The organism is Alcanivorax sp., from assembly GCF_017794965.1.
Taxonomy (GTDB): Bacteria; Pseudomonadota; Gammaproteobacteria; order Pseudomonadales; family Alcanivoracaceae; genus Alcanivorax.
Genome location: NZ_CP051240.1, coordinates 1,977,877 through 1,997,976 on the forward strand (window position 1 = coordinate 1,977,877; position 20,100 = coordinate 1,997,976).

A 20,100-nucleotide genomic window follows, 5' to 3' on the forward strand; every position below is an offset into this window, starting at 1 on the left:
TAAACTATGGGCAATGGCAGGGAATGAAGAACATTATCCAAATGAATGTTTTTGAAACGAAGAGGGGCTAGCCCAGAGGATAGACATCAAAACGAACAGCCTTGCCCTTCTGGCTAAAACCGGGAGCTTGTCCGGCAAGCTGGGGGGCCTTGGCCGGGCGCTTGACCACAATTCGATGGGGAGATTGCTCACGGGCCCACTGTAGCAACGCATGCTCTTCTTCAGAAGACGGGTAGTCATTCAGCCATTGCAGCCACAGCAGATCCTTTTTGACTGCAGCGCTTTTCTCACGAGAGGGAAACATGGGGTCAAGGTAGACCGCATGCAATGTGTGCTCCTGAAGATCACGACTATCCTGGCAGGGCAGCAGGGTCATCTGATCAGACAGCGCTGACGGCGCACGGGCCAGGCCATCTGACAGCAGGGCATGCACCAGTGGTGAACGCTCTATCAGCACCACCTCAAAACCGGCCTGGGCAATCAGTGCCGCATCACGTCCCAGCCCTGCGGTCGCGTCCACCACTCGCCTGCGGCCATCACGGGGCTTGCCCAGCGCCTTGATCAGTCGCTCATGGCGCACCCGGTCCGGGTCCAGCCGGTAACCCTGCTTGCCCTGGCTGAAATCCACAGCTAGCGGGGTTTCCCGACCTTCTGGCACCCACAGGCTGAGACGGCCATCGTGGATGCCCATGACCAACCTGCAACCTGCCGCCAAAGCGTCATGCTCATTGGCCACCCTTTGGCCTGGCAGTGCTTCGGGACAATCAGGCAGCAACCCCACCAACACACTCATCCTTCAGGCCAGCCACACCAGTAGCGCGACCCCGAGTACCAGTCGGTACACCACGAAAGGGAGCATGCCGAGACGTTCCAGCAGACGGATGAAGAAGACGATGGTCAAATAGGCCGTGATCGCGCTGACCGCAGCCCCCAATGCCATCAACCCCCAATCCACGGGCGCCTGCAGCTCCAGCAAATCACGGGTCTTCAGCAGCCCTGCGCCCAGAATCACCGGTATGGACATCAGAAAGGAGAAACGGGCCGCGTCTTCCCGGCGCAGCCCCAATGCCAGTGCGGCGGTAATCGTGATACCGCTGCGCGAGGTTCCGGGAATCAACGCCAGCGCCTGGGCAAACCCCACCAGCAGGGCCCCGACAATGCCCAGCTGGGCCAGGGAGCGGGAACGGGAGCCAAAGGCATCGGCAAGCCACAGCAGCCCGCCAAACACCAGGGTGGTAATGGCGATGACCAGCGCCGAGCGGAGCTCACGCTCAATGAAATCATCCCCCAGCACACCGAACACCACGGCAGGAACCGTTGCCAACACCACCAACAGGCCCAGACGCAGATCCTGATTCATCTGGCGCTGCACCACCGCCTGCCCCGCGCCACCGATCATGGCGCCGATATCACGGCGATAATAGGCCATCACCGCCAGCAGGGTTCCCAGATGAACAGCCACATCGAAAGCCAGCCCCTGATCCGGCCAGCCCAGCACTTCAGACGGCAGAATCAGGTGTGCCGAACTGGATATCGGCAAGAATTCGGTGAGTCCCTGAATCAGGGCAAGAATCAGCGCCTGAAACCAATCCATGGCGTTTCCTTACAGCTGGAATGATTGATGGTCACGCTTCGCTGGCGGTGACCTGATAGCCTTTCACAAATTCTGCAGGCATGCGTTTTGGCCTGCCCGAGTCCAGCGCCACGCACACCCACTGGGTGCGCCCACGCAACAAGGTCACACCGTCCGACTCGCGAATAATCTGGTATCGCCGGGTAATGCTGAGACGCTGGTCGTTGTCCACAATCCAGGTACCAATCAGCAACGTTTCCCCTTCAAAGGCGGGAGCCAGGTAGTCCACTTCGGTTCGCCGGGCCACCATGGCGCGGTTGAGGCTCTGGTAGAGATCCCAGCCCAGACCCAGCACTGTGGTGTGGTCCCAGGCAATCTTTTCCATGAAACGCAGATACTCGGTGTTATTCACATGCCCCATTACATCAATGGATTCAGCGGGCACCGTCACCGCCAATACATGCTCATTGGGCAGATCCCATTTGATCATCGCACCGCTCCCTGAATAACCTGATCACGCAGATAGACCGGCTGGGCCAACTCGGCACTCACCGCCTCCCCGCGCACAAAGGCGGATAATGCCAGTTGAGCCACTGCCTGGGCATGGGGGTGGGCGTCAGGGACGCAAATGCTTGCGTCATATTTGGCCTCCAGCGCGTCCTGGTACACCAGCCCCGAACCGGCAATCAGCCATTGGCCATCCAGGTCAGGGAGCGCGTCGGGTTTGAACAGGCTGTCTGGCAAGAGCGTTTCCACCTGCTCACCGTGAATCCGGTAGGCACCGAGGTATACCTCGCCCATACGCGCATCAAAACAGGCGATCACCTGACCGTTAGGCGGCGGCGTCACACTCAGTGCACAGGCGGCCAGGGTTGAGACGCCCACCACCGGCAGCTCTGCGGAAAACGCCAGCCCCTGGGCGACAGCCGCAGCCACACGCACACCGGTAAAGGCGCCGGGGCCATGGCCAAAGGCAATACAGTCCAGCTCACGCAGCGACAAGTTAGCCGCAGCGAGCATAGTGTCCACCATGGGCAGAGCCATTTCAGTCTGCTTGCGCGGGGCAATCTCGAAGGTTTCGCGTATCTGTTGTCCGGCGGGCAGGCTGTCATCCAGCAATGCCACCGAGCAGGACTCCCCTGCCGTTTCCAGAGCCAGAATTCGTGTCATGCTTGGCCTTCTTTCTCAGTGGGTTTTTCGCCGTGCAGCTGTCGGGCCAAATAGGCAAAGAACCGTTGGACCACGTCCAGTTTGCGGGTCTTGGTCATGTTGGGCAGGCTGTTGACGAACAGTTTACCGTAGCTCTTGGTCAGCAGCCGCGGGTCTGCCACCACCAGCAGGCCGGTATCCTGCGGATCCCGGATCAGTCGTCCAGCCCCCTGACGTAACGCCAGCACCGCCTGGGGGAGCTGATAATCACGGAACGCATTACCACCATTGCGGTTGATATGTTCAATACGCGCGGCGGCCACCGGGTCCCCTGGAGAACCAAACGGCAGCTTGTCGATGATGACACAGCTGAGCGCATCACCGCGCACATCAATGCCCTCCCAGAAACTGCTGGTGCCCAGCAGTACCGCATTGCCTTTGTCCCTGAAACTGTCCAGCAGTTCACGGCGACCCGACTCGCCCTGCACCAACAGGGGATAGGTAATACGCGTGCGCAGGATCTCCGCCGCTTCACGAAGGGCTCGATGGCTGGTGAACAGGAAAAACGTGCGCCCGCCGGCGGCTTCGATCACCGGCACCATCTGTTCGGTCAGCTCACGGGTATAGGCCGGATCACTGGGCTGAGGTAGCCCTTCAGGGGCATAGAATACCGCCTGTTTCTTGAAGTCGAACGGGCTTTCCAGTCTCAGGGTATCCGCGCTGTCCAACCCCAGTCGTTTCTGGATATGCTCAAAACGCCCGCCCACCGACAACGTGGCCGAGGTCAGAACCCAGCTGCAGGGATTGCGTTCGCGCTGGGCGCGCAGCTGAGCGGAGACGGACAGGGGGGTGCTGTGCAGCACCACGGTCCGTTTGAACGTTTCGAACCAGTACACCCGGTTGGGCTGGTCCCCCTGCAGATAAGCGGCCAGACAATCCACGTGCTCACTGGCGCGTCGGGAACAGGCTTCCATACCGCGGCTGGCCTTGCCCAGCGGCCCCAGAAATACATCCAGCTGGCGCAGGGCTTCAAGCAGGTCTTCACCGGCCCGCATCACCGCTTCGTTATCACACACCTCGGACCAGGGCGCCCGCCGCTCCATCTCGCCAAGACTGAGGCGAAAATCCAGGCAGCCCTTTTCCACACTGGCGATCAGCTGGTTGAGCGTAGCCAGATCCGCGGTGGTCTGACCGGCTTCAGAAAGGCTGTCCCGCCCCAGTTCCTGAACCTGGCGGGTACTGAGGGTGTCACCAAAAAACGCCGCAGCAATTTCCGGTAGCTGGTGAGCCTCATCGAAAATTACCGTATTGGCACTGGGCAGCAGCTCCATGCCAGCGCCACTGCCCCGCAGGGCGGCATCGGCAAAAAACAGATGATGATTGACCACCACCAGGTCTGCCTCCTGTGCCTCCTTGCGCGCATTCATCAGCGGGCATTCCTGGTAACTGGGGCAATCAGTGCCCAGGCAATTATCCGCTGTGCTGGTCACCCATGGCCAGATGGGCGCGTCTTCAGGGAGCTGCTGTAACTCGGCGATATCTCCGGTGCGGGTACGCCCCGCCCAGTGCGCCACAATCTGCATTTGTTCTACGGTTTCCCGGGTCAGGAAACGGGCTTCTTCCTGATGCAGCTCAAGACGATAAGGACAAAGGTAGTTAGCCCGCCCTTTCAACAAGGCCACCTTGCGCGGCAAGCCCAGCGCCTTGCGTACCAGCGGCAAGTCCTTGAAAAACAGCTGGTCCTGAAGGCTTTTGGTGCCGGTGGAAACCAATGTGGGCCCTTCCGACAGCAATGCCGGCACCAGATAGGCCAGCGTCTTGCCGGTGCCTGTTTCCGCTTCCACCATCAGCGTTCCACCACTGCGGATTGCGGTCTCCACAGCGTCCGCCATTTCCAACTGAGGCTCACGGGGTTGATACCCCGGCAACAGCGGCGCAAATCGCGTTAAATCGGTAAGATGGGAACGGGCACTGGTCACAACATTTCCTGAATCAATAAAGGCTGCCCGAGCATGGCGCGAGCGCGTGAGAGCATAGCCGATTCACTGCAGGAACCCAACGCAAGCAGGCATTCAATGAACGACTATACCCTGATCATTCTGGCCGGCGGCAAAGGCACTCGCATGGGCGGCGCCGACAAGGGCCTGATAGCGGTGAACGGCAAGCCCCTGATTACGCAATTGCTGGAGCACATTAGCCCCCGCCCTGCCCGCATCATTATTAGCGCCAACCGCAACCAGGAAACCTATCGACACTGGGCAGATCAGGTGGTGCAAGACCGGCGTGCGGACTTTCCCGGCCCCATGGCCGGTCTGGAAGCCGCGCTGTCCGTCGCCACAGGCCAATGTGTTTGCCTGCCCTGCGATCTGTTGCAACCCCCCGCTTCCCTGATCCGGGATCTGCTCAGCAACGCCAGCCCTGAGCATGTCTGTGTGGCCCGCGATCCCATCCGTCGCCAGCCCCTCTGCCTGGCACTGCATGCCGAGCCCTGGCAAAACAGCCTCAGCCGTTACCTGGATGAGGGAGGCCGCAGCGCCTATGGCTGGCTGGAACAGCTTCCCCTGCAAGAAGTGGCCGTCGCCACCCCGATCCAGAACCTGAATCATGCGGAACGCCTGATGCCTGATGCCTGATGCCTGATGCCTGATGCCTGATGCCTGATGCCTGATGCAAAAAGGCCCGCCGGTAAACCGGGCGGGCCTTTTTGCATCGATAAAACACTCGCTATACCCCGCGTAGGAGCTCAGCTTGCCTGAGCGATCCGAGCCTAAGCGAGGTAAGGATTCCAGAAACCCATCCCAAAGCTCAAAACCCAAACCGCTTTCCATGCTTCTGGTTTTGCCTTTCGAAACTCGCTTCTCGCAAATCGAATCTTTTTACCTCGCCCAGGCTCGGATCGCGAGCAGGCTCGTTATTCGCTACGCCCCCCTTCGGGGCCGCACTCCCTGCGTTACTCCGCTGCGCTACGTTCCCTCAGCAGCACCACCCGCGGCCCAGACACAAAAAAGCCCGCCCGGAGAACCGGGCGGGCTTTTTGGGTCGCTGGACAATTTGAGGCGTCAGGCCTCAGGCATCCAGCATCAGGCGTGAAACACTCAGGCAGTCACTTCCTGGATCTGCTTCATCAGGGCAACCTGATCGGCAGAAGGCTGGGCAGTCTGCAGCACCATCAGCTTGCTCATATCGCCTTCGATGCGAATCTGGCCGCTCATGAAGCCCTGCATACCCGCAGACTGGTCACCTTCGATGAAGATGCGCTTGGCCAGATCTGCCGGCAGAATCAGAGTGGTTTCGGCGGATTCGTGGTGACCTTCCTCGATCATGCCAGACACCAGCGCCATCTGCTTCTCACCCTGATCGTGGGAAACAGTAATATTGATCACCAGATCAGCAAGCGCACCCGGTGCATCAATCTCACCCGCCGCATCACGCAGTTCCTTGACCTTTGCAAACCACTCGTCAGACAAAAATTCCAGGCTCATTGTTATCTCCTAAATATCGTTATGGCTTCGACGCCCCCTCGCAGGAGGCCACAGGACCAATTCAAACGAGCGTTCGAAACTTACTCGTACCTTATAGAAACCCCCAGAGGGTGGCAATAGTGTGAAGCGGGTCCTGCGGGGACAAAAATGGGGTGGCCGATCGGCGCCACAAAGCCTGCCGGACAGCCCACCGCCGGCAGCCCTGTGCCCTTCAGGGGCGGGCAGAGGAGCTCCCACAGCGTGGTTTTCCCGGCTTTGCGTGCCGCGTGTTGCGTGAAGCGTGATGCAGCCGCAGAGCGGCCAAAAAAAACCCGGCGCGCGGCCGGGTTCTTGTGAACAGGAGGGTGTGCCCGTTACAGGTCGTAACCACGCTCCTCATGCAGGGCGATATCCAGCCCCTGGGTTTCCTCATCCCCATCCACTCGCAACACAGCGAACAGGCCGATCAACTTGAGCAGCAGCCAGGTAACGATGGCGGTATAGACAAAGGTGGAAACCACGCCCAGCGCCTGAACACCTACCTGATCCAGCATGGTGTAGCTCTCTTTGGCAAACCCGTAACCGGAGAACAGGCCCAGTTCGGTGGAAGCAAAAATGCCGGCGAACAGGGTCCCCAGGATGCCGCCGATACCGTGCACCGGAAAGACATCCAGGGAATCATCAATCTTCAGTTTGTGCTTGATGAAGATCACCGCGTAGAAGCAGATCACACCGGCAGACAGCCCAATGACCAGTGCAGCCGCCGGGCCGACGAAACCGGAAGCCGGAGTAATGGTGCCGAGACCGGCAACCATACCGGTGGCGATACCCAGCGCGGAAGGCTTGCCGAACTTCTTCCACTCCATGGTGATCCAGGCCAGGGATCCGGCGGCGGCAGAAATATGGGTGACCAGCATGGCCATGGCAGCATCACCATTGGCAGCCAGTGCAGAACCGCCGTTGAAACCGAACCAGCCCACCCACAGCATGCCGGCACCGGTCACGGTCATGGTCATGTTGTGGGGCATCATGCCCTGGGTCGGAAAACCCTTGCGGTTACCGAGCACCACAGCGGCAACCAGCGCCGCAACACCGGCGGTGATATGCACAACGATGCCACCCGCAAAATCATACACACCCAGTTGAGCCAGCCAGCCGCCACCCCACACCCAGTGGCACACCGGAATATAGACCGCCAGCAACCACAGCACCGAGAAGGCCAGCATGGGGCCGAAGCGCATGCGCTCGGCAAAGGCCCCTACAATCAACGCCGGAGTAATGATGGCGAAGGTCATCTGGAACAGCCCATGAAGACTCTTGGGCAAGGTGCCTTCCAGGGTTTCCCGGGTGATGCCATCGAAAAACACATGCTGGAACCCGCCGATCCAGGCATTCATGCTGCCGCCATCGGAAAAGGCCAGGGAATAACCGGCAATCAGCCAAACCAGAGACACCGCACAGGTAATGGCAAAACACTGCATCAGCACCGACAACACATTCTTGCTGCGCACCAGCCCGCCGTAAAACAGGCTCAACCCCGGCAGAGTCATGAACAACACCAGCGCGGTGGCGGTCAGGATCCAGGCACTATCACCACTGTCCAGGCCATCCGCCCACGCCAGGGAGGGCAACATCAACAACGCTAACAGACACTTTTTCATCATCATCCCCCTTAAATGGCTTCCTGGCCGGTCTCGCCAGTACGAATGCGAATGACCTGCTCCAGGTCGTGGACAAAGATCTTGCCATCGCCAATCTTGCCGTTCCCCGCGGACAGCATGATGGCCTCGATAGCCTGATCCAGCTGATCATCACGGACCGCCAGCTCCAATTTCACCTTGGGGACGAAATCCACCACGTACTCCGCACCGCGATACAGTTCGGTGTGGCCCTTCTGGCGACCAAAGCCTTTTACCTCGGTGAGGGTGAGCCCCTGAACCCCGATCTGGGCCAGCGCGTCCCGCACATCGTCTGCCTTGAACGGCTTGATTACCGCAGTCAGCATTTTCATGGATATCTCCTGATCCTCATCAAATTGCACCAACACAAAGCGGCGTCGGTAATTTGCACCGGCAGAGTGCATACAAGAATCAGGCCATATTAGGGCTTATTATTTTTCAATAACTTGCAGCCACCTCAGCACACATATGCACCATTAAAATGCACTTAACCCAGATTTCCTCCGTATTGCGCACCTTTAGTGCGCACATGAAGCACCAAAACCGGAACAAGAAACCCGGTGAGCGATATGAAATGGTGCCTCGAAGAGCAATAAAGGCCTGTAGAGGCTCGCACCTGCACCACTAATACGCAGGCATCCCCAGGCATGGTCGTCGACGGACAGCGGTCAGGCAGAAAAAAGGCGCCCCGCGGGGCGCCTTTGAGTCAAACGGAAACCACATTTAGTAGAGGTAATTGAACATCTTGCGGCGATACTCGCTGGCCAGCGGATCCCCTTTCGGTAGACACTCAAACACTTCCAGCAAGGCACTGCGAGCAACACCCTCCTTGTAGTCACGGTGGTCACGCAACAATACCAGCAGCGATTCCAGGCCTTGCTTGAACTGACCGGCGGCAGCGGCTTGCAGGCCATGGGCATAGAGATCTTCCGGGCTGGGGGCATCACTAATACGCGCTTCCAGTTCCTTGAGGCTCTGCCCCGCCCCTTCCAGTTTTTCCAGCAAGGCAAACCGGGCGCGGAACGGACGCAGCGGTTCTGCATCCTCAGCCACCTCCGCCAGCACCGACTGGGCATCATCCAGCTGGCCCTGGCCCAGCAGGTATTCCACCAGCAGTGCACGAATGGCGTGCTTGTCCGGGGACTGTTGCAGGGTCTGGCGCAGTGCCGCTTCCGCTTGCTCGCCATGGCCCGCCTCAATCGCCATACGAACCTGTTCGATAAAACCTTCTTCCTGTTGGGCCTGAGCTGCCTCTGGATCTACGATCGGGGCAAGCCACTGACGCAGACTCTCTTCGGTCTGCGGACCATCCAGCTCATTGGCCAACTGACCCTGATACACCAGCTTGAGGCTGGGCAGGGCCTGTAGCCCGAACTGGCTGGCCAGCATCTGCTGCTCGTCAGCGTTGATGGTGGCCAGGATCACTTTGCCCTGATATTCATTAACCAGTCGCTCAAGCACAGGCGCCATCTGCAAGGATGGCTGGCTACGGCTTGACCAGAAACTGACCAGCACCGGGATCTGCCGGGACTGCTCCAGCACCTGCTGAATGTTCTGTTCGTTAACTTCGATGATATAGCTGTTCGGTTGCACAGACATGCTCCTGGCTGATGACGCTTTGCGCGCATTGTAAGGCAAGCCGTGAACAAAATCCGGCGTCCATGTGTCTGACACTCCAGCCGCCTGGTTTGCTCACTTTATGTGCACACTACAGAGCAGTCAGGTTAGACTGAAACCGTGTCATTTCAGCAGCTGTCGGTTCCGTGTACAGGTTTCACGCTGTCTGCATGGCCGCTGAGTACGCTGGAACGAACTCTCATACAGGCAAAGGAGACCGCCATGCTTAGCCTTCTGGCTATCGTAGTTCTGATTGCCACACTAATGACCCTGTTTTACCAGCAGGTCAGCCGTGGCATCGGTAGTGTTGTATTCGTGGTTATCTGGTTATTGAGCGCCTTTCTTGCGCCCTGGCTGGTCAACCCGCTCGCGCTGCTGGTCCTCGCGGCAGGGGTCACGCTTCTCAATCATGTTGACCTGCGACAACGTTTCGTCACCCGCCCCGTGTATGGCGCGCTTGCGAAGGTCATGCCCGCGATTGGCGATACTGAACGCGAAGCAATCGAAGCCGGCACCACCTGGTTCGAAGCTGATCTTTTTTCCGGCCGTCCGGACTGGGAAAAGTTTTCCCATATCCATTTCACCACGCTCACCGATGAGGAACAGTCGTTTCTGGACAACGAAGTGCAGGAACTGTGCGACATGCTGGATGAGTGGAAGATCTTCCACGAACTCAAGGATCTTCCGCCTGAGGTCTGGGACTTCCTCAAGCACAAGGGTTTCTTCAGCCTGATCATCCCGAAGGAATTCGGCGGCAAGGCCTTCAGCCCCTACGCGCAAAGCCGGATCATGAGCAAGATTGCCACCCGCTCTCTGACCGCCGCGGTGACCGCCATGGTGCCCAACTCACTCGGTCCGGGTGAACTGCTTGCAGAATACGGCACCGACGAACAGAAGCAGCAATGGTTGCCCGGCCTGGCCAGTGGCGATGAAATCCCCTGCTTCGGCCTGACCGGCCCTGAAGCCGGCTCCGATGCCGGAGCCATTCCCGATACCGGCGTGGTCTGCAAAGGCAAGATCGACGGCAAGGAAGTGTTGGGCATGCGCCTGAACTTCGCCAAACGCTGGATTACCCTTGCACCGGTGGCCACCGTAGTCGGCCTGGCCTTCAAGCTCTACGACCCGGAGCACCTGCTGGGTGATGAAGATGAACTGGGTATCACCTGTGCCCTGATTCCCGCCGACACCAAGGGCGTGGAAATCGGACGTCGTCATTATCCGGGCTCACCCTTCATGAACGGCCCCATCAACGGCAAGGATGTGTTTGTGCCCCTTGATGCCATCATCGGCGGCCCGGACATGGCGGGCAAAGGTTGGCGCATGCTGATCGAGTGCCTTGGTGCCGGGCGGGGTGTGTCTCTGCCGGCTTTGGCCACGGCCAGTGGTGAAATGGGTTACCGCATGACCGGTGCCTTCGGCCGGATCCGTCGTCAGTTCAACACCGCGGTGGGTGAATTCGAAGGCGTGCAGGAGGCCTCCGCCGAGGTAGCTTCCATCGCCTACACTCTGGAAGCCTATCGCCATCTGGTTACCCGCTCACTGGAAGACGGTGCGCCCTCCGTGGTCACCGCCATGGCCAAGTATCATTCCACCGAAATGATGCGTGAGCTGATCAACCACGGCATGGACATTGCCGGTGGGCGTGGCATTCAGTTGGGCCCGCGTAACTTCCTGGCTCTGCCCTACCAGTCCACCCCCATTGCCATCACAGTGGAAGGGGCCAATATCCTGACCCGCTCCCTGATGATCTTTGGACAGGGTGCCATGCGTTGCCATCCGTACCTGTATGACGAACTTCAGGCCATTCAGGCTGAAGACAAGGACAAGGGGCTGCAGGATTTCGATGCCCTGTTCTTTACCCATGCAGGGCATACGCTGGGCAACATGAGCAGCGCCATCATTCAGGCGCTGACTGGCCCTTACCTGTCGGATGCACCGGCCAATGCGGATGCCTTCAGCGCCCCCTGGTACCGACTGGTCAACCGTTACAGCGCGGTGCTGGCCTCCACGTCTGACATGGCTCTGGCATTGCTGGGCGGAGACCTGAAACGTCGTGAGCTGCTGTCAGCCCGGCTCGGGGATGTGCACAGCCAGCTGTTGATTGCCTGTGCCATTCTCAAGTACCACGGCACCCTGCCACGGGATGAAGCCAACGATGCCCATGCCAGCTACGCACTGCGGCGCGCCTTCAGCAAAGCCCATGATTCCCTGGAAGCTTTCTATCGCAACTTTGGCTTCTTCGGTATTGGCCATGTGCTCAAGGGTCTGTTCTTCCCGTTCGGTCGCCCCTGCAAGGCTCAGGCGCCCAGCGATGACCAGATTCGCACACTGGGTGAGATGATCATGGCGCCCAGCTCGGTGCGGGATGCCCTGGCGGAACCGGCCTACATCTCACAGGACCCGGAAGATGCCATTGGTCGCGTGGAAGCCACCTACCAGAAACTGCTTGAAGTAGAACCCGCCTGGATTGCGTTCCTGAAAGCAGAAGGCAAGGGCCAGCTGGAAGGGGCCACGGTACTCGATAAACTCAAGGACGCCGCCAGCAAGGGCATCATCAGCGATGCCCAGGTGGATGCCGTCAATGAGTACGATGCCATGCGCTATGACTGTCTGCTCACCGATGCCTTCGACAAGAACCTCAAGAAGGTGAAAGTGCACGCAGAACGGCCGGTCATGTAGTCTCCAGCTGCCGTAGGAGCGTCGCTGGCGGCGCGATAGCCGAGCCCGATAGTATCGATTTACCACAGAGGGCATAGAGAACACTGAGTAAAAACCATCGTTACTCGGTGAACTCTGTGCTCACCGTGGTGAAAATGCTTTTTATCCTGGGTTTGAATCGCGTCGCCACCGAGCGCAGCGAAAGAACGCCTGACAAGGCGGCCCCGAAGGGATGAGCGGAGCGGATAACGACACTCCTATGGACAGGCTTTCTCAAATTCGAACCCGCTCACACTTAAGACCAAAAGAAAAAGTGATTACTTTTTAATCAATCGCTGATTTTTCCGGCAGTTGTGTCGCCGTCATTCTCCTTACATGAAGATTTAACATTTTTATCACCCTTTTGGCGCTTTCCCGCGCCGCGCCTTTGGTCTACGCTTTCCCGAAATTCTGCCCCTCCGGGTCATACCCGCGCTTTCAGCGCCTCGCCCCAGCTACACAGGTCAGGAATGACAGCAGTCGTAGAAGAAAAATCAGTACTCGAATTCAAGGGCCGCATGTTGATGATGACGGTCCTGCAGCTCAATACGCTGGATGCTCAACAGTTGCATCAGGAAATCAGCCTGCGACTGGATGAGGCGGCGGAGTGGCTGCAGCAAGCTCCGGTGGTCATCGATATCCCCGAGGAAGTTGAACTGGATACCGCCAACCTGTTGCCTGCGGTGGATACTCTGCGCAATCTCGGGGTCAACCTGGTGGCGCTGGCACGCAATGAACGCATTGATGAAGCCACGGCATCCCTGGTGGGGCTGGGCACACTGAGCCTCAGTGGTGGCCGGGACATTCCCCGCCGTGCCGATCCCGCCCCCCAGCAGGGTGCAAATGAACAACCCACTGCTTCTGCCGAACGGGTGGAAACCCTGGTGGTGGAGCAGCCAGTCCGCTCAGGTCAGCAGGTCTATAGTCGTGGCGACATGATTGTGCTGGCCCCGGTGAGCACCGGCGCGGAAATCATGGCAGAAGGCAACATTCATGTTTACAGCAACCTGCGCGGCCGGGCCATGGCCGGCGTCAGGGGCGATACCAGTGCCCGAATTTTCTGCCAGCAGCTCAATGCCGAGCTGGTGTCGATTGCCGGGCATTATCGGGTAGCCGAAGATCTGCCCGATGCACACCGAAATCAGCCTGTGCACCTGTCCCTGCAGGGCGAGGCCATGCATTTTACCGCGCTGAAATAGCGCTCAGGGACTGAGAAGGTAAGGAGAAAAGCGTGACAAAGATCGTGGTCGTGACATCCGGCAAGGGTGGCGTCGGCAAAACCACTACCAGTGCTGCACTGGCTACCGGGCTTGCTCTGCGCGGTTTTAAAACCACTGTTATCGATTTCGATGTGGGCCTGCGTAATCTGGACCTGATCATGGGCTGCGAACGCCGTGTGGTCTACGATCTGGTCAACGTGATCAACGGGGATGCCAACATCAAGCAGGCTCTGATCAAGGACAAGAAGGTGGAGAACCTGTTCATCCTTCCTGCTTCCCAGACCCGCGACAAGGACGCCCTGACCCAGGAGGGCGTGGAAGGGGTATTCAATGCCCTGCGCGACGACATGCAGATGGACTACATCATCTGCGACAGCCCCGCCGGCATCGAGAAAGGTGCCTTGATGGCAGCCTACTTTGCTGACGAAGCCGTGGTGGTCACCAACCCGGAAGTATCCAGTGTTCGTGACTCTGACCGCATGATCGGCATTCTGGCCAGCAAGACCCGCCATGCTGAACAGGGCAATGGCGACATTCCGGCACGCCTTCTGCTGACCCGCTACTCTCCGGACCGTGTGGAAAGAGGTGAGATGCTGTCGGTTGAAGATGTTCAGGAAATCCTGGCCATTGAACTGCTTGGCGTTATCCCGGAATCCCAGGCGGTGCTGAACGCCAGTAATGCCGGTAGCCCGGTCATTCTGGATACGGATTCCGATGCCGGTCAGGCCTACAGCGATGCCGTTGCCCGTTTCATGGGCGACCAGTTGCCACACCGCTTCACCACTGTTAACAAGAAAGGTCTGTTTGGCCGACTGTTTGGAGGCTAAGGGATGAGCATCTTCAGTTATCTGCTGCCCAAGAAGCAGACCAGTGCGTCCGTTGCCAAGGAACGGTTACAGATCATTGTGGCCCGCGAGCGCTCTACCCGCGGGGGGCCCGATTACCTGCCGCAGTTGCAGGAAGAGCTACTGCAGGTAGTTCGCAAATACGTGCCAGTGGACCAGGATGCGGTGAACATACAGCTGGACCGGGATTCAGGTTGCGAGATTCTCGAGCTGAATATCACACTGCCGGAAGGCAGCCAGTAGTCCAGGCTCCCTGATCTGCACAGAAAAAAAGCGAACCCTGCGGTTCGCTTTTTTTTGGTTCATCACGGGTTAGCGGGAAGTTGCTGCTACCAAGGCCTTCCCGCAGGAGCGTCGGTTATTCGCTCCGCTCACCCCTGCGGTGTCGCCTTGTCAGGTGTTCCTTTGCTGCGCTCGGTGACGATGCGATTCCAGCGCTTTACTTCGCCCGGTTGAAATCGGTGTCTGGTGGGAGATTCAGCTTGCTGAACGCAGGTTCTGGCAACAGCTCCCGATCGAAGGTTTCAGTGATCCCTGTGGTGAAAACGTTATTGATCCTGGTCTGAAATCGCGCCGCCAGCGACGCTCCTACGGAAAGGTGGGGCCTTCCCGGCAATCCGCGATGAATCTTTTCTCCGCATCACTTGTTGTTCTTGCTCCTTCGGGGAGGTTTGGTCAATAGCGCGCAGCCACCCAATATAAAAGCCAAATTTTGCATACTTAAACCCCGTTCACCCCCGTTGGCAAACCGCAGGGAAGCCGCCCCCCCAGAGGTCCTTACAATATTTCACGCAGCGCCCTACCTTGTGCTTTGCGAGACAAAGAACAGCGGACTATGCTAATTGGTGACCGCATAGTCAGGCTGCCTTGTTGGCTTGAAACCTGACAAAGCCATAACACAAAAATCTACCGTGTGGCAGGAGCCACGGCGGTGACTGGCTCGGCAAGAGTCAAAGGGAGAAAGTGTGGCAAAGGATCGTGCTCAACTCTGGCGTTGTCTGGCAAGCCTTCTGATAGGCTTGGTGTTGCCGGTGCATGCTAGTGCAGCCGGGCACCTGCAAGTGGAGAACCCGGTTACCAATATTGAACTGGGCACCCACATGGAAAGCTGGTGCGACAATGACGGCCTTTCCACCCTTGCCAAGGCCCGCAGCCAACACTATACCCCCCTGCAACGCAGCCGGATCAATTTCGGATACCGTAAAGACGCCTGCTGGTTTCGGGTTGCGCTGGAAAATACTGGTGACACGGAACTGCCCCTGTGGCTTCAGGTGGATTACGCCGTGCTGGATAATGTGGATTTTTTCCTGACCAGGGGCGATCAGGTCCATGCATGGCACATGGGCGACACCCTGCCGTTCAGCAGTCGCGCGGTGCACCTGCGTACCTTCACCCTGCCCTTTACCCTGTCAGCCGGAGAAACCCGCACCCTCTATCTGAGAGTTCATACCATCAGCAGTGCCATGACCGTGCCACTCACACTGAGCGGCAGGGATCATTTCATTGAGCAGCAAAGCAGCCATGAATGGCTCATGGGCGGTTTCTACGGAATTGCGATCGGTCTGTTCTTCTACCATCTGGTGCTGTGGCTGGGCGGTCGGGAGCACAGTAGCCGTTTTTACATGGTACACGTGGCCTGCTCCACCCTTTACATCGCCTGCCTGCAAGGGGTCGCGCACCGGCTATGGTTTGCCGACAGCGTGCTGCCACAAGCGGCTAATCACCTGTTTGGCTATCTGACCCTGCTGTCCGGCCTGCTGTTTGCCAGGGATTTTCTTCACACCCGTCAATGGCACTGGCTGGATCGCCTGTTACTGACTGCGGTTGGGATTCAGGTAATCATTATCCTGGCATTGCTGGTCCTGCCGGTAGGTACAGTGGCACCACTCCAGGGCGGGGTAGCGCTGGGCACATTGGCATTACTGCTGCTTATTGGTCTATATAGCCTCTATCGCGGCCATCCTCAGGCCCGCATTTTTGTCTTCGCCTGGGGAATGTTCCTGCTCACCGTGGCGCTGCTGGCCCTTGGCGCCTATGGGGTTATCACTCTCCCCGGGATTCTCAACATCATCGGGGTGCAATTGGGGCTTGTACTACAACAGGTGCTGCTGTCCTTTGGGCTGGCCTATCGGCTGCGGAGCCTCAAGCAGGAAACCCTGCAACGTCAGCAGGATATCGCCCGCGCCCAGGCCGAGAACGATGCCAAGACCGACTTTCTCGCCAAGATGAGTCACGAAATCCGTACGCCCATGAATGCCGTGCTTGGTCTGGCTGAGCTGATGCGGGGCACGCGTCTGGATGGCACCCAGCGCAACTATGTGGATACCATTTATAGCGCGGGTAACAGCCTGCTCAATGTGATCAACGATATTCTGGACTTCTCCAAGATCAGCTCCGGCAAGCTTGAGCTTGAAATCAGCAGCTTCAACCTGCATCGCCTGCTTGAAGACTGCCTGATGATCTTCCATGCCAACGCGGAGCAGAAAGACATTCGCCTGGTGAGTGACTGGGACAGCAGCCTGCCCGAGTGGGTTAGAGGTGATCAGACACGGTTACGGCAGATTCTGCTCAATCTGCTATCCAATGCCATCAAGTTTACCGAGCAAGGGACCGTTACCCTGCGCGCGGAAGCCGCCAGAACCCGATCCCCCGATACGCTGCTGCTGTATTGCCAGGTGGCAGACCAGGGCATCGGCATGAGCTCTGAGGAGCTGGCCATCCTGTTCCAGTCGTTTCAACAGGCCGACAGTTCCACCTCGCGTAAATATGGTGGTACCGGCTTGGGGCTGGCCATTTCCCGGCAGTTGGCGGAGCTCATGGAGGGCCGCCTGGAAGTACATAGTAAGCAGGGGCAGGGTTCAACCTTCACACTCAGCATCCCCCTCAAGCGAGGCGCACCACAGCACGATGATGGTCCCGGCTCAACACCCCTGCCATCGCAGACGAATCCGCTGCATGTCCTGGTGGTCGAGGATAATGCCGTCAACCAGATGGTGATTGGTGCCCTGCTCAAGCAACTGTCCGTCAAGACCACCCTTACCAGCAGCGGCCTTGAGGCGCTGGCTTTACTCGAGGATCGGAAGCTGGCCCCGGATGTGATTTTGATGGATTGTGAGATGCCCGATCTTGATGGTTACCAGACCACTGGATTGATCAGGGAACTGGAGAGCCGTGAAAACCGTCCCCGTACCCCCGTGTTGGCATTGACCGCCCATGCCTCCAACGAACACCGGGAGCGGTGCTTTGCCAGCGGCATGGACGATCACATTTCAAAACCCGTGACACTGGATCAATTGAGAAGAAAGCTGCAGGAATGGATTACTCACCAGGGAGCCTCTGAATAACGCCTTGCATGCTCAGTCTTTCAGGCTGGTTCGCCCCCTCGGCAAAGGTAAAGAGGGGACGCGCTTTTGATGGCATGCTGGTTGCCTGTCGAGGCTCATACCTTCAAGAATAGGCAACAACGAGTGCGGGCCAGCCTGGAAGACCCGAAGGGCTCGGCCAGGAGTTATTCAGAGGCTCGCTAGCTGGGTAAAACCTGCCATTGCGGCTCTTCGTATTCACCGATCACGGTGACAGAAACAACGTTTGCGTGTTTCGCCAGGATCGCCTTGACCTTTTCACTGCGCGAATCATCCTTGGCATCGCGATGCGCCTTGCTTTCCCAATGAGCGATGGCAAGCACCGTATCGGGGTGGCCAATCTTGCGATGCAGATAGGTGCCACGGGCACCAGCAGACTGCTGAATGATTTCACTGGCTTCCACCCAGCCCTGCGCATACTCCTCCACGCTGAAACCAGGCGTCATGGTCACTTCAAAAATGAATTTCATGGTCTCTCTCCCTGACGGTAGAACTGGGCCAGCAGCCGGTACAACGCAGGCCAGTCACGGAACAACGTATCGGGGGATTCAAAAAAGGCTTCGCTGCACACCGCAAAGAACTCCCCCGGCCCGGTTAGCGCATAGGCATCCACCGGCATGGGCCGGTGGTGATGGTAATCCTCCAGCAGCTCCTGATACGCCCGACTGAAGACGTCATACCATTGTTGCGCTCGCATCCCCTCATGCAGAGGCGGCGCCCCATTGGCGCCCTGATGGCGCATATCCAGCTTGTGCGACATCTCATGGATCACCACGTTACTGGCACCACCGGCCTGGCAGACAGCCTCCCAGGAGAGAATGACCGGTCCCTGATGCCAGGCTTCCCCGGCCAGCACTGGCCCACGGGCATGAACCACACCGTCGGCGGTACGATGGGGGCGATTGGGAATAAACGCACCTTCATAGAGGATCACTGTGTACCAACCGTCGTACCAGTCCAGCCCCAGTTTGAGCACAGGCACACAGGCCATGGTAGCGACTTTCAGGCACATGTTGTCAGTGATGGCGAAGTCACCGCCAGGCGCCACGCTCTTGCGGGCCAGAAAGCGAAATGCCATTGCCATCAGCGCGTCACGCTCCTGGCCCTGATAGCGGGCCATCACGGGCCAGTCGGCCACCGCAGCTTCCCACTGCGCCGCAGTGAAACCCATCTTCCGGACCCGTCGGGCATCCCGCCAGTTACGCCACGCTGCAAACATCAGCCCTCCGTTGTGATAGACAGATGCCCTTCCCCGGTCCCCTGCTGTGTCAGCATGGCCGGATTCGCCATCCTTATGGCGCCGAGGGAATCCTGTCAGTGTGAAGCGCCATGCTACCATCCGCTCCCCGTATTCATGGAAGTCCTTCGCTGTGCCATTCAGCCAAGCCCACAAAGCCGATTTTCTGCTACTGGTTGTCACCCTGCTGGCGGCCATCAGCTGGATGTTTTCCCGGGAAGCCGTGCTGGCCATGCCCCCCTTGCTGTTCATGTCCCTGCGCTTTCTGCTTGCCTCACTACTGCTAAGCCTGGTGGCTTTTCCCCAGCTGGCCAGACTTACCACCGGACAACTATGGCGCTGTATCCGTGTCGGCCTGGTGTTCGGTGTTGCCATGTGTTTCTGGGTACTGGGACTGGCATTTGCCACCCATGTGGGCGAAGGGGCCTTTCTTACCAGCCTGGGCGTGGTGCTGGTGCCGGTGATTGCCCGCGTGGTATTTGCCGAGCCGGTACCGGGTAGCACCTGGCTGGCCCTGCCGGTAGCGGTAGCCGGACTGGCTCTGCTATCGCTGGAACAGGGGCTGCAGCTTGAGGCTGGTCAGCTGCTGTTCATCACTGCCGCTGCTATCTTTGCCCTTTACTTCAACCTCAATACCCGTGCCGCCAATACCCTGGCTATCCGAGACAGCAATGGTCACACCGTGGAGCAGCCGCGCATCCCCGCGCTTGCCCTGACCACCGTGGTGCTCGCGGTGGTGGGGGTCGTCACCGGTTCCCTGTCGCTGTACTTCGAGCCCTGGCAAGACGCCATGACCCAGATGCAGGGAGAGCTGGTCATGTGGATTGTGCTTAGTGCCACCGTGGGAACCGCTATGCGCTTTCTGGTCCAGACCTATGCGCAAAGCCTCTCCCTGCACAGCCACGGGGTGGTGATCATGGTGCTGGAACCCATGTGGACCGCGCTCATGGCCGCACTCTGGTTCGGCGAGAGCATGACCGCCCTGCAAGGTGTTGGCTGCGGCTTGATCTTCCTGTCATTGCTGGTCAACCGTTGGCGGGCAGTGAGGCGAATGCTGCGCCTCGGATAATATCATTATGGCATCGCTACGCCTATTGCCCCAGCTGTCCAGCCCTTTCCCCACTCTCGGTGCCAGCCTGTGCACACTCGTGTTCCTCCCCCGGTACCAATCTCTCTGGCAGTGAACAAATTAGGCTGATTTGTGTGACCCAATTCCTGTTCTGGAGGGATTCACAGTGCACCATCATGCACATCAAACCA

At 58.5% G+C, this 20,100-nt stretch carries 18 protein-coding genes; 7 read left to right on the forward strand and 11 right to left on the reverse strand.

Translation table 11 applies throughout. The annotated features are described in order from the left end of the window. Positions 1–67: 67 nt before the first annotated feature. From HF945_RS08815 to HF945_RS08835, 5 genes are read right to left on the reverse strand one after another with little or no spacing between them, the layout of a single operon-like run. Positions 68–793, reverse strand: a complete 726-nt coding sequence (locus tag HF945_RS08815; protein WP_290525358.1) for a class I SAM-dependent methyltransferase — start codon at positions 791–793, stop codon at positions 68–70. Between the two features lie 3 nt (positions 794–796). Beyond that, positions 797–1,594 carry an undecaprenyl-diphosphate phosphatase gene (locus HF945_RS08820; RefSeq protein WP_290525359.1) on the reverse strand — a complete coding sequence of 266 codons (798 nt, stop codon included), beginning with the start codon at positions 1,592–1,594 and terminating at the stop codon, positions 797–799. A 31-nt stretch (positions 1,595–1,625) separates the two neighbouring features. Continuing rightward, complete coding sequence (locus HF945_RS08825; RefSeq protein ID WP_290525360.1) at positions 1,626–2,063, reverse strand: thioesterase family protein; 438 nt, start codon at positions 2,061–2,063, stop codon at positions 1,626–1,628. Then, a complete protein-coding gene (gene tsaB / locus HF945_RS08830; RefSeq protein WP_290525361.1) occupies positions 2,060–2,743 on the reverse strand; it encodes a tRNA (adenosine(37)-N6)-threonylcarbamoyltransferase complex dimerization subunit type 1 TsaB in 684 nt (227 codons plus the stop codon). The genes HF945_RS08825 and tsaB overlap by 4 nt, the downstream gene beginning before the upstream one ends. Beyond that, positions 2,740–4,701: an ATP-dependent DNA helicase gene (locus HF945_RS08835; protein WP_290525362.1), complete on the reverse strand. Its 1,962-nt coding sequence runs from the start codon at positions 4,699–4,701 to the stop codon at positions 2,740–2,742. The genes tsaB and HF945_RS08835 overlap by 4 nt, the downstream gene beginning before the upstream one ends. A 96-nt stretch (positions 4,702–4,797) precedes the next feature. Between HF945_RS08835 and HF945_RS08840 the strand changes: the two genes are divergently transcribed. Further along, entirely contained in the window at positions 4,798–5,355 is a 558-nt protein-coding gene (locus HF945_RS08840; protein ID WP_290522247.1) for a molybdenum cofactor guanylyltransferase, read from the forward strand. A 462-nt stretch (positions 5,356–5,817) separates the two neighbouring features. Here HF945_RS08840 and HF945_RS08845 read toward each other — a convergent pair whose 3' ends face one another. From HF945_RS08845 to HF945_RS08860, 4 genes are all read right to left on the reverse strand, one after another. Next, on the reverse strand, positions 5,818–6,204 hold the full coding sequence (locus HF945_RS08845; protein ID WP_290522248.1) for an SCP2 sterol-binding domain-containing protein: 387 nt from the start codon (positions 6,202–6,204) through the stop codon (positions 5,818–5,820). Between the two features lie 353 nt (positions 6,205–6,557). Next, entirely contained in the window at positions 6,558–7,850 is a 1,293-nt protein-coding gene (locus HF945_RS08850; RefSeq protein ID WP_290522249.1) for an ammonium transporter, read from the reverse strand. A gap of 5 nt (positions 7,851–7,855) precedes the next feature. Next, a complete protein-coding gene (locus tag HF945_RS08855) occupies positions 7,856–8,194 on the reverse strand; it encodes a P-II family nitrogen regulator (RefSeq protein WP_290522250.1) in 339 nt (112 codons plus the stop codon). 391 nt (positions 8,195–8,585) lie between these two features. Next, positions 8,586–9,455, reverse strand: a complete 870-nt coding sequence (locus HF945_RS08860; protein ID WP_290522251.1) for a tetratricopeptide repeat protein — start codon at positions 9,453–9,455, stop codon at positions 8,586–8,588. Positions 9,456–9,701: 246 nt separating this feature from the next. Between HF945_RS08860 and HF945_RS08865 the strand changes: the two genes are divergently transcribed. From HF945_RS08865 to HF945_RS08885, 5 genes are all read left to right on the forward strand, one after another. Beyond that, on the forward strand, positions 9,702–12,158 hold the full coding sequence (locus tag HF945_RS08865) for an acyl-CoA dehydrogenase (protein WP_290522252.1): 2,457 nt from the start codon (positions 9,702–9,704) through the stop codon (positions 12,156–12,158). Positions 12,159–12,646: 488 nt separating this feature from the next. Continuing rightward, entirely contained in the window at positions 12,647–13,375 is a 729-nt protein-coding gene (minC, locus tag HF945_RS08870; RefSeq protein WP_290522253.1) for a septum site-determining protein MinC, read from the forward strand. Between the two features lie 32 nt (positions 13,376–13,407). Continuing rightward, complete coding sequence (gene minD, locus HF945_RS08875; RefSeq protein ID WP_290522254.1) at positions 13,408–14,223, forward strand: septum site-determining protein MinD; 816 nt, start codon at positions 13,408–13,410, stop codon at positions 14,221–14,223. A gap of 3 nt (positions 14,224–14,226) precedes the next feature. Next, the gene (gene minE, locus HF945_RS08880; RefSeq protein WP_290522255.1) at positions 14,227–14,484 is read left to right on the forward strand and encodes a cell division topological specificity factor MinE; all 258 of its coding nucleotides are present in this window, start codon (positions 14,227–14,229) and stop codon (positions 14,482–14,484) included. A gap of 722 nt (positions 14,485–15,206) precedes the next feature. Next, complete coding sequence (locus HF945_RS08885) at positions 15,207–17,585, forward strand: hybrid sensor histidine kinase/response regulator (RefSeq protein ID WP_290522256.1); 2,379 nt, start codon at positions 15,207–15,209, stop codon at positions 17,583–17,585. 179 nt (positions 17,586–17,764) lie between these two features. Here HF945_RS08885 and HF945_RS08890 read toward each other — a convergent pair whose 3' ends face one another. Both HF945_RS08890 and HF945_RS08895 read right to left on the reverse strand, forming a co-directional pair. Continuing rightward, complete coding sequence (locus HF945_RS08890; RefSeq protein WP_290522257.1) at positions 17,765–18,073, reverse strand: antibiotic biosynthesis monooxygenase; 309 nt, start codon at positions 18,071–18,073, stop codon at positions 17,765–17,767. After that, positions 18,070–18,822: a M90 family metallopeptidase gene (locus HF945_RS08895; protein ID WP_290522258.1), complete on the reverse strand. Its 753-nt coding sequence runs from the start codon at positions 18,820–18,822 to the stop codon at positions 18,070–18,072. The genes HF945_RS08890 and HF945_RS08895 overlap by 4 nt, the downstream gene beginning before the upstream one ends. 151 nt (positions 18,823–18,973) lie before the next feature. On the opposite strand from HF945_RS08895, the gene HF945_RS08900 reads away from it, so the two are divergent. Continuing rightward, positions 18,974–19,909 (forward strand): DMT family transporter, encoded by a 936-nt coding sequence (locus tag HF945_RS08900; protein ID WP_290522259.1) that lies wholly within the window; start codon positions 18,974–18,976, stop codon positions 19,907–19,909. Positions 19,910–20,100 lie beyond the last annotated feature (191 nt).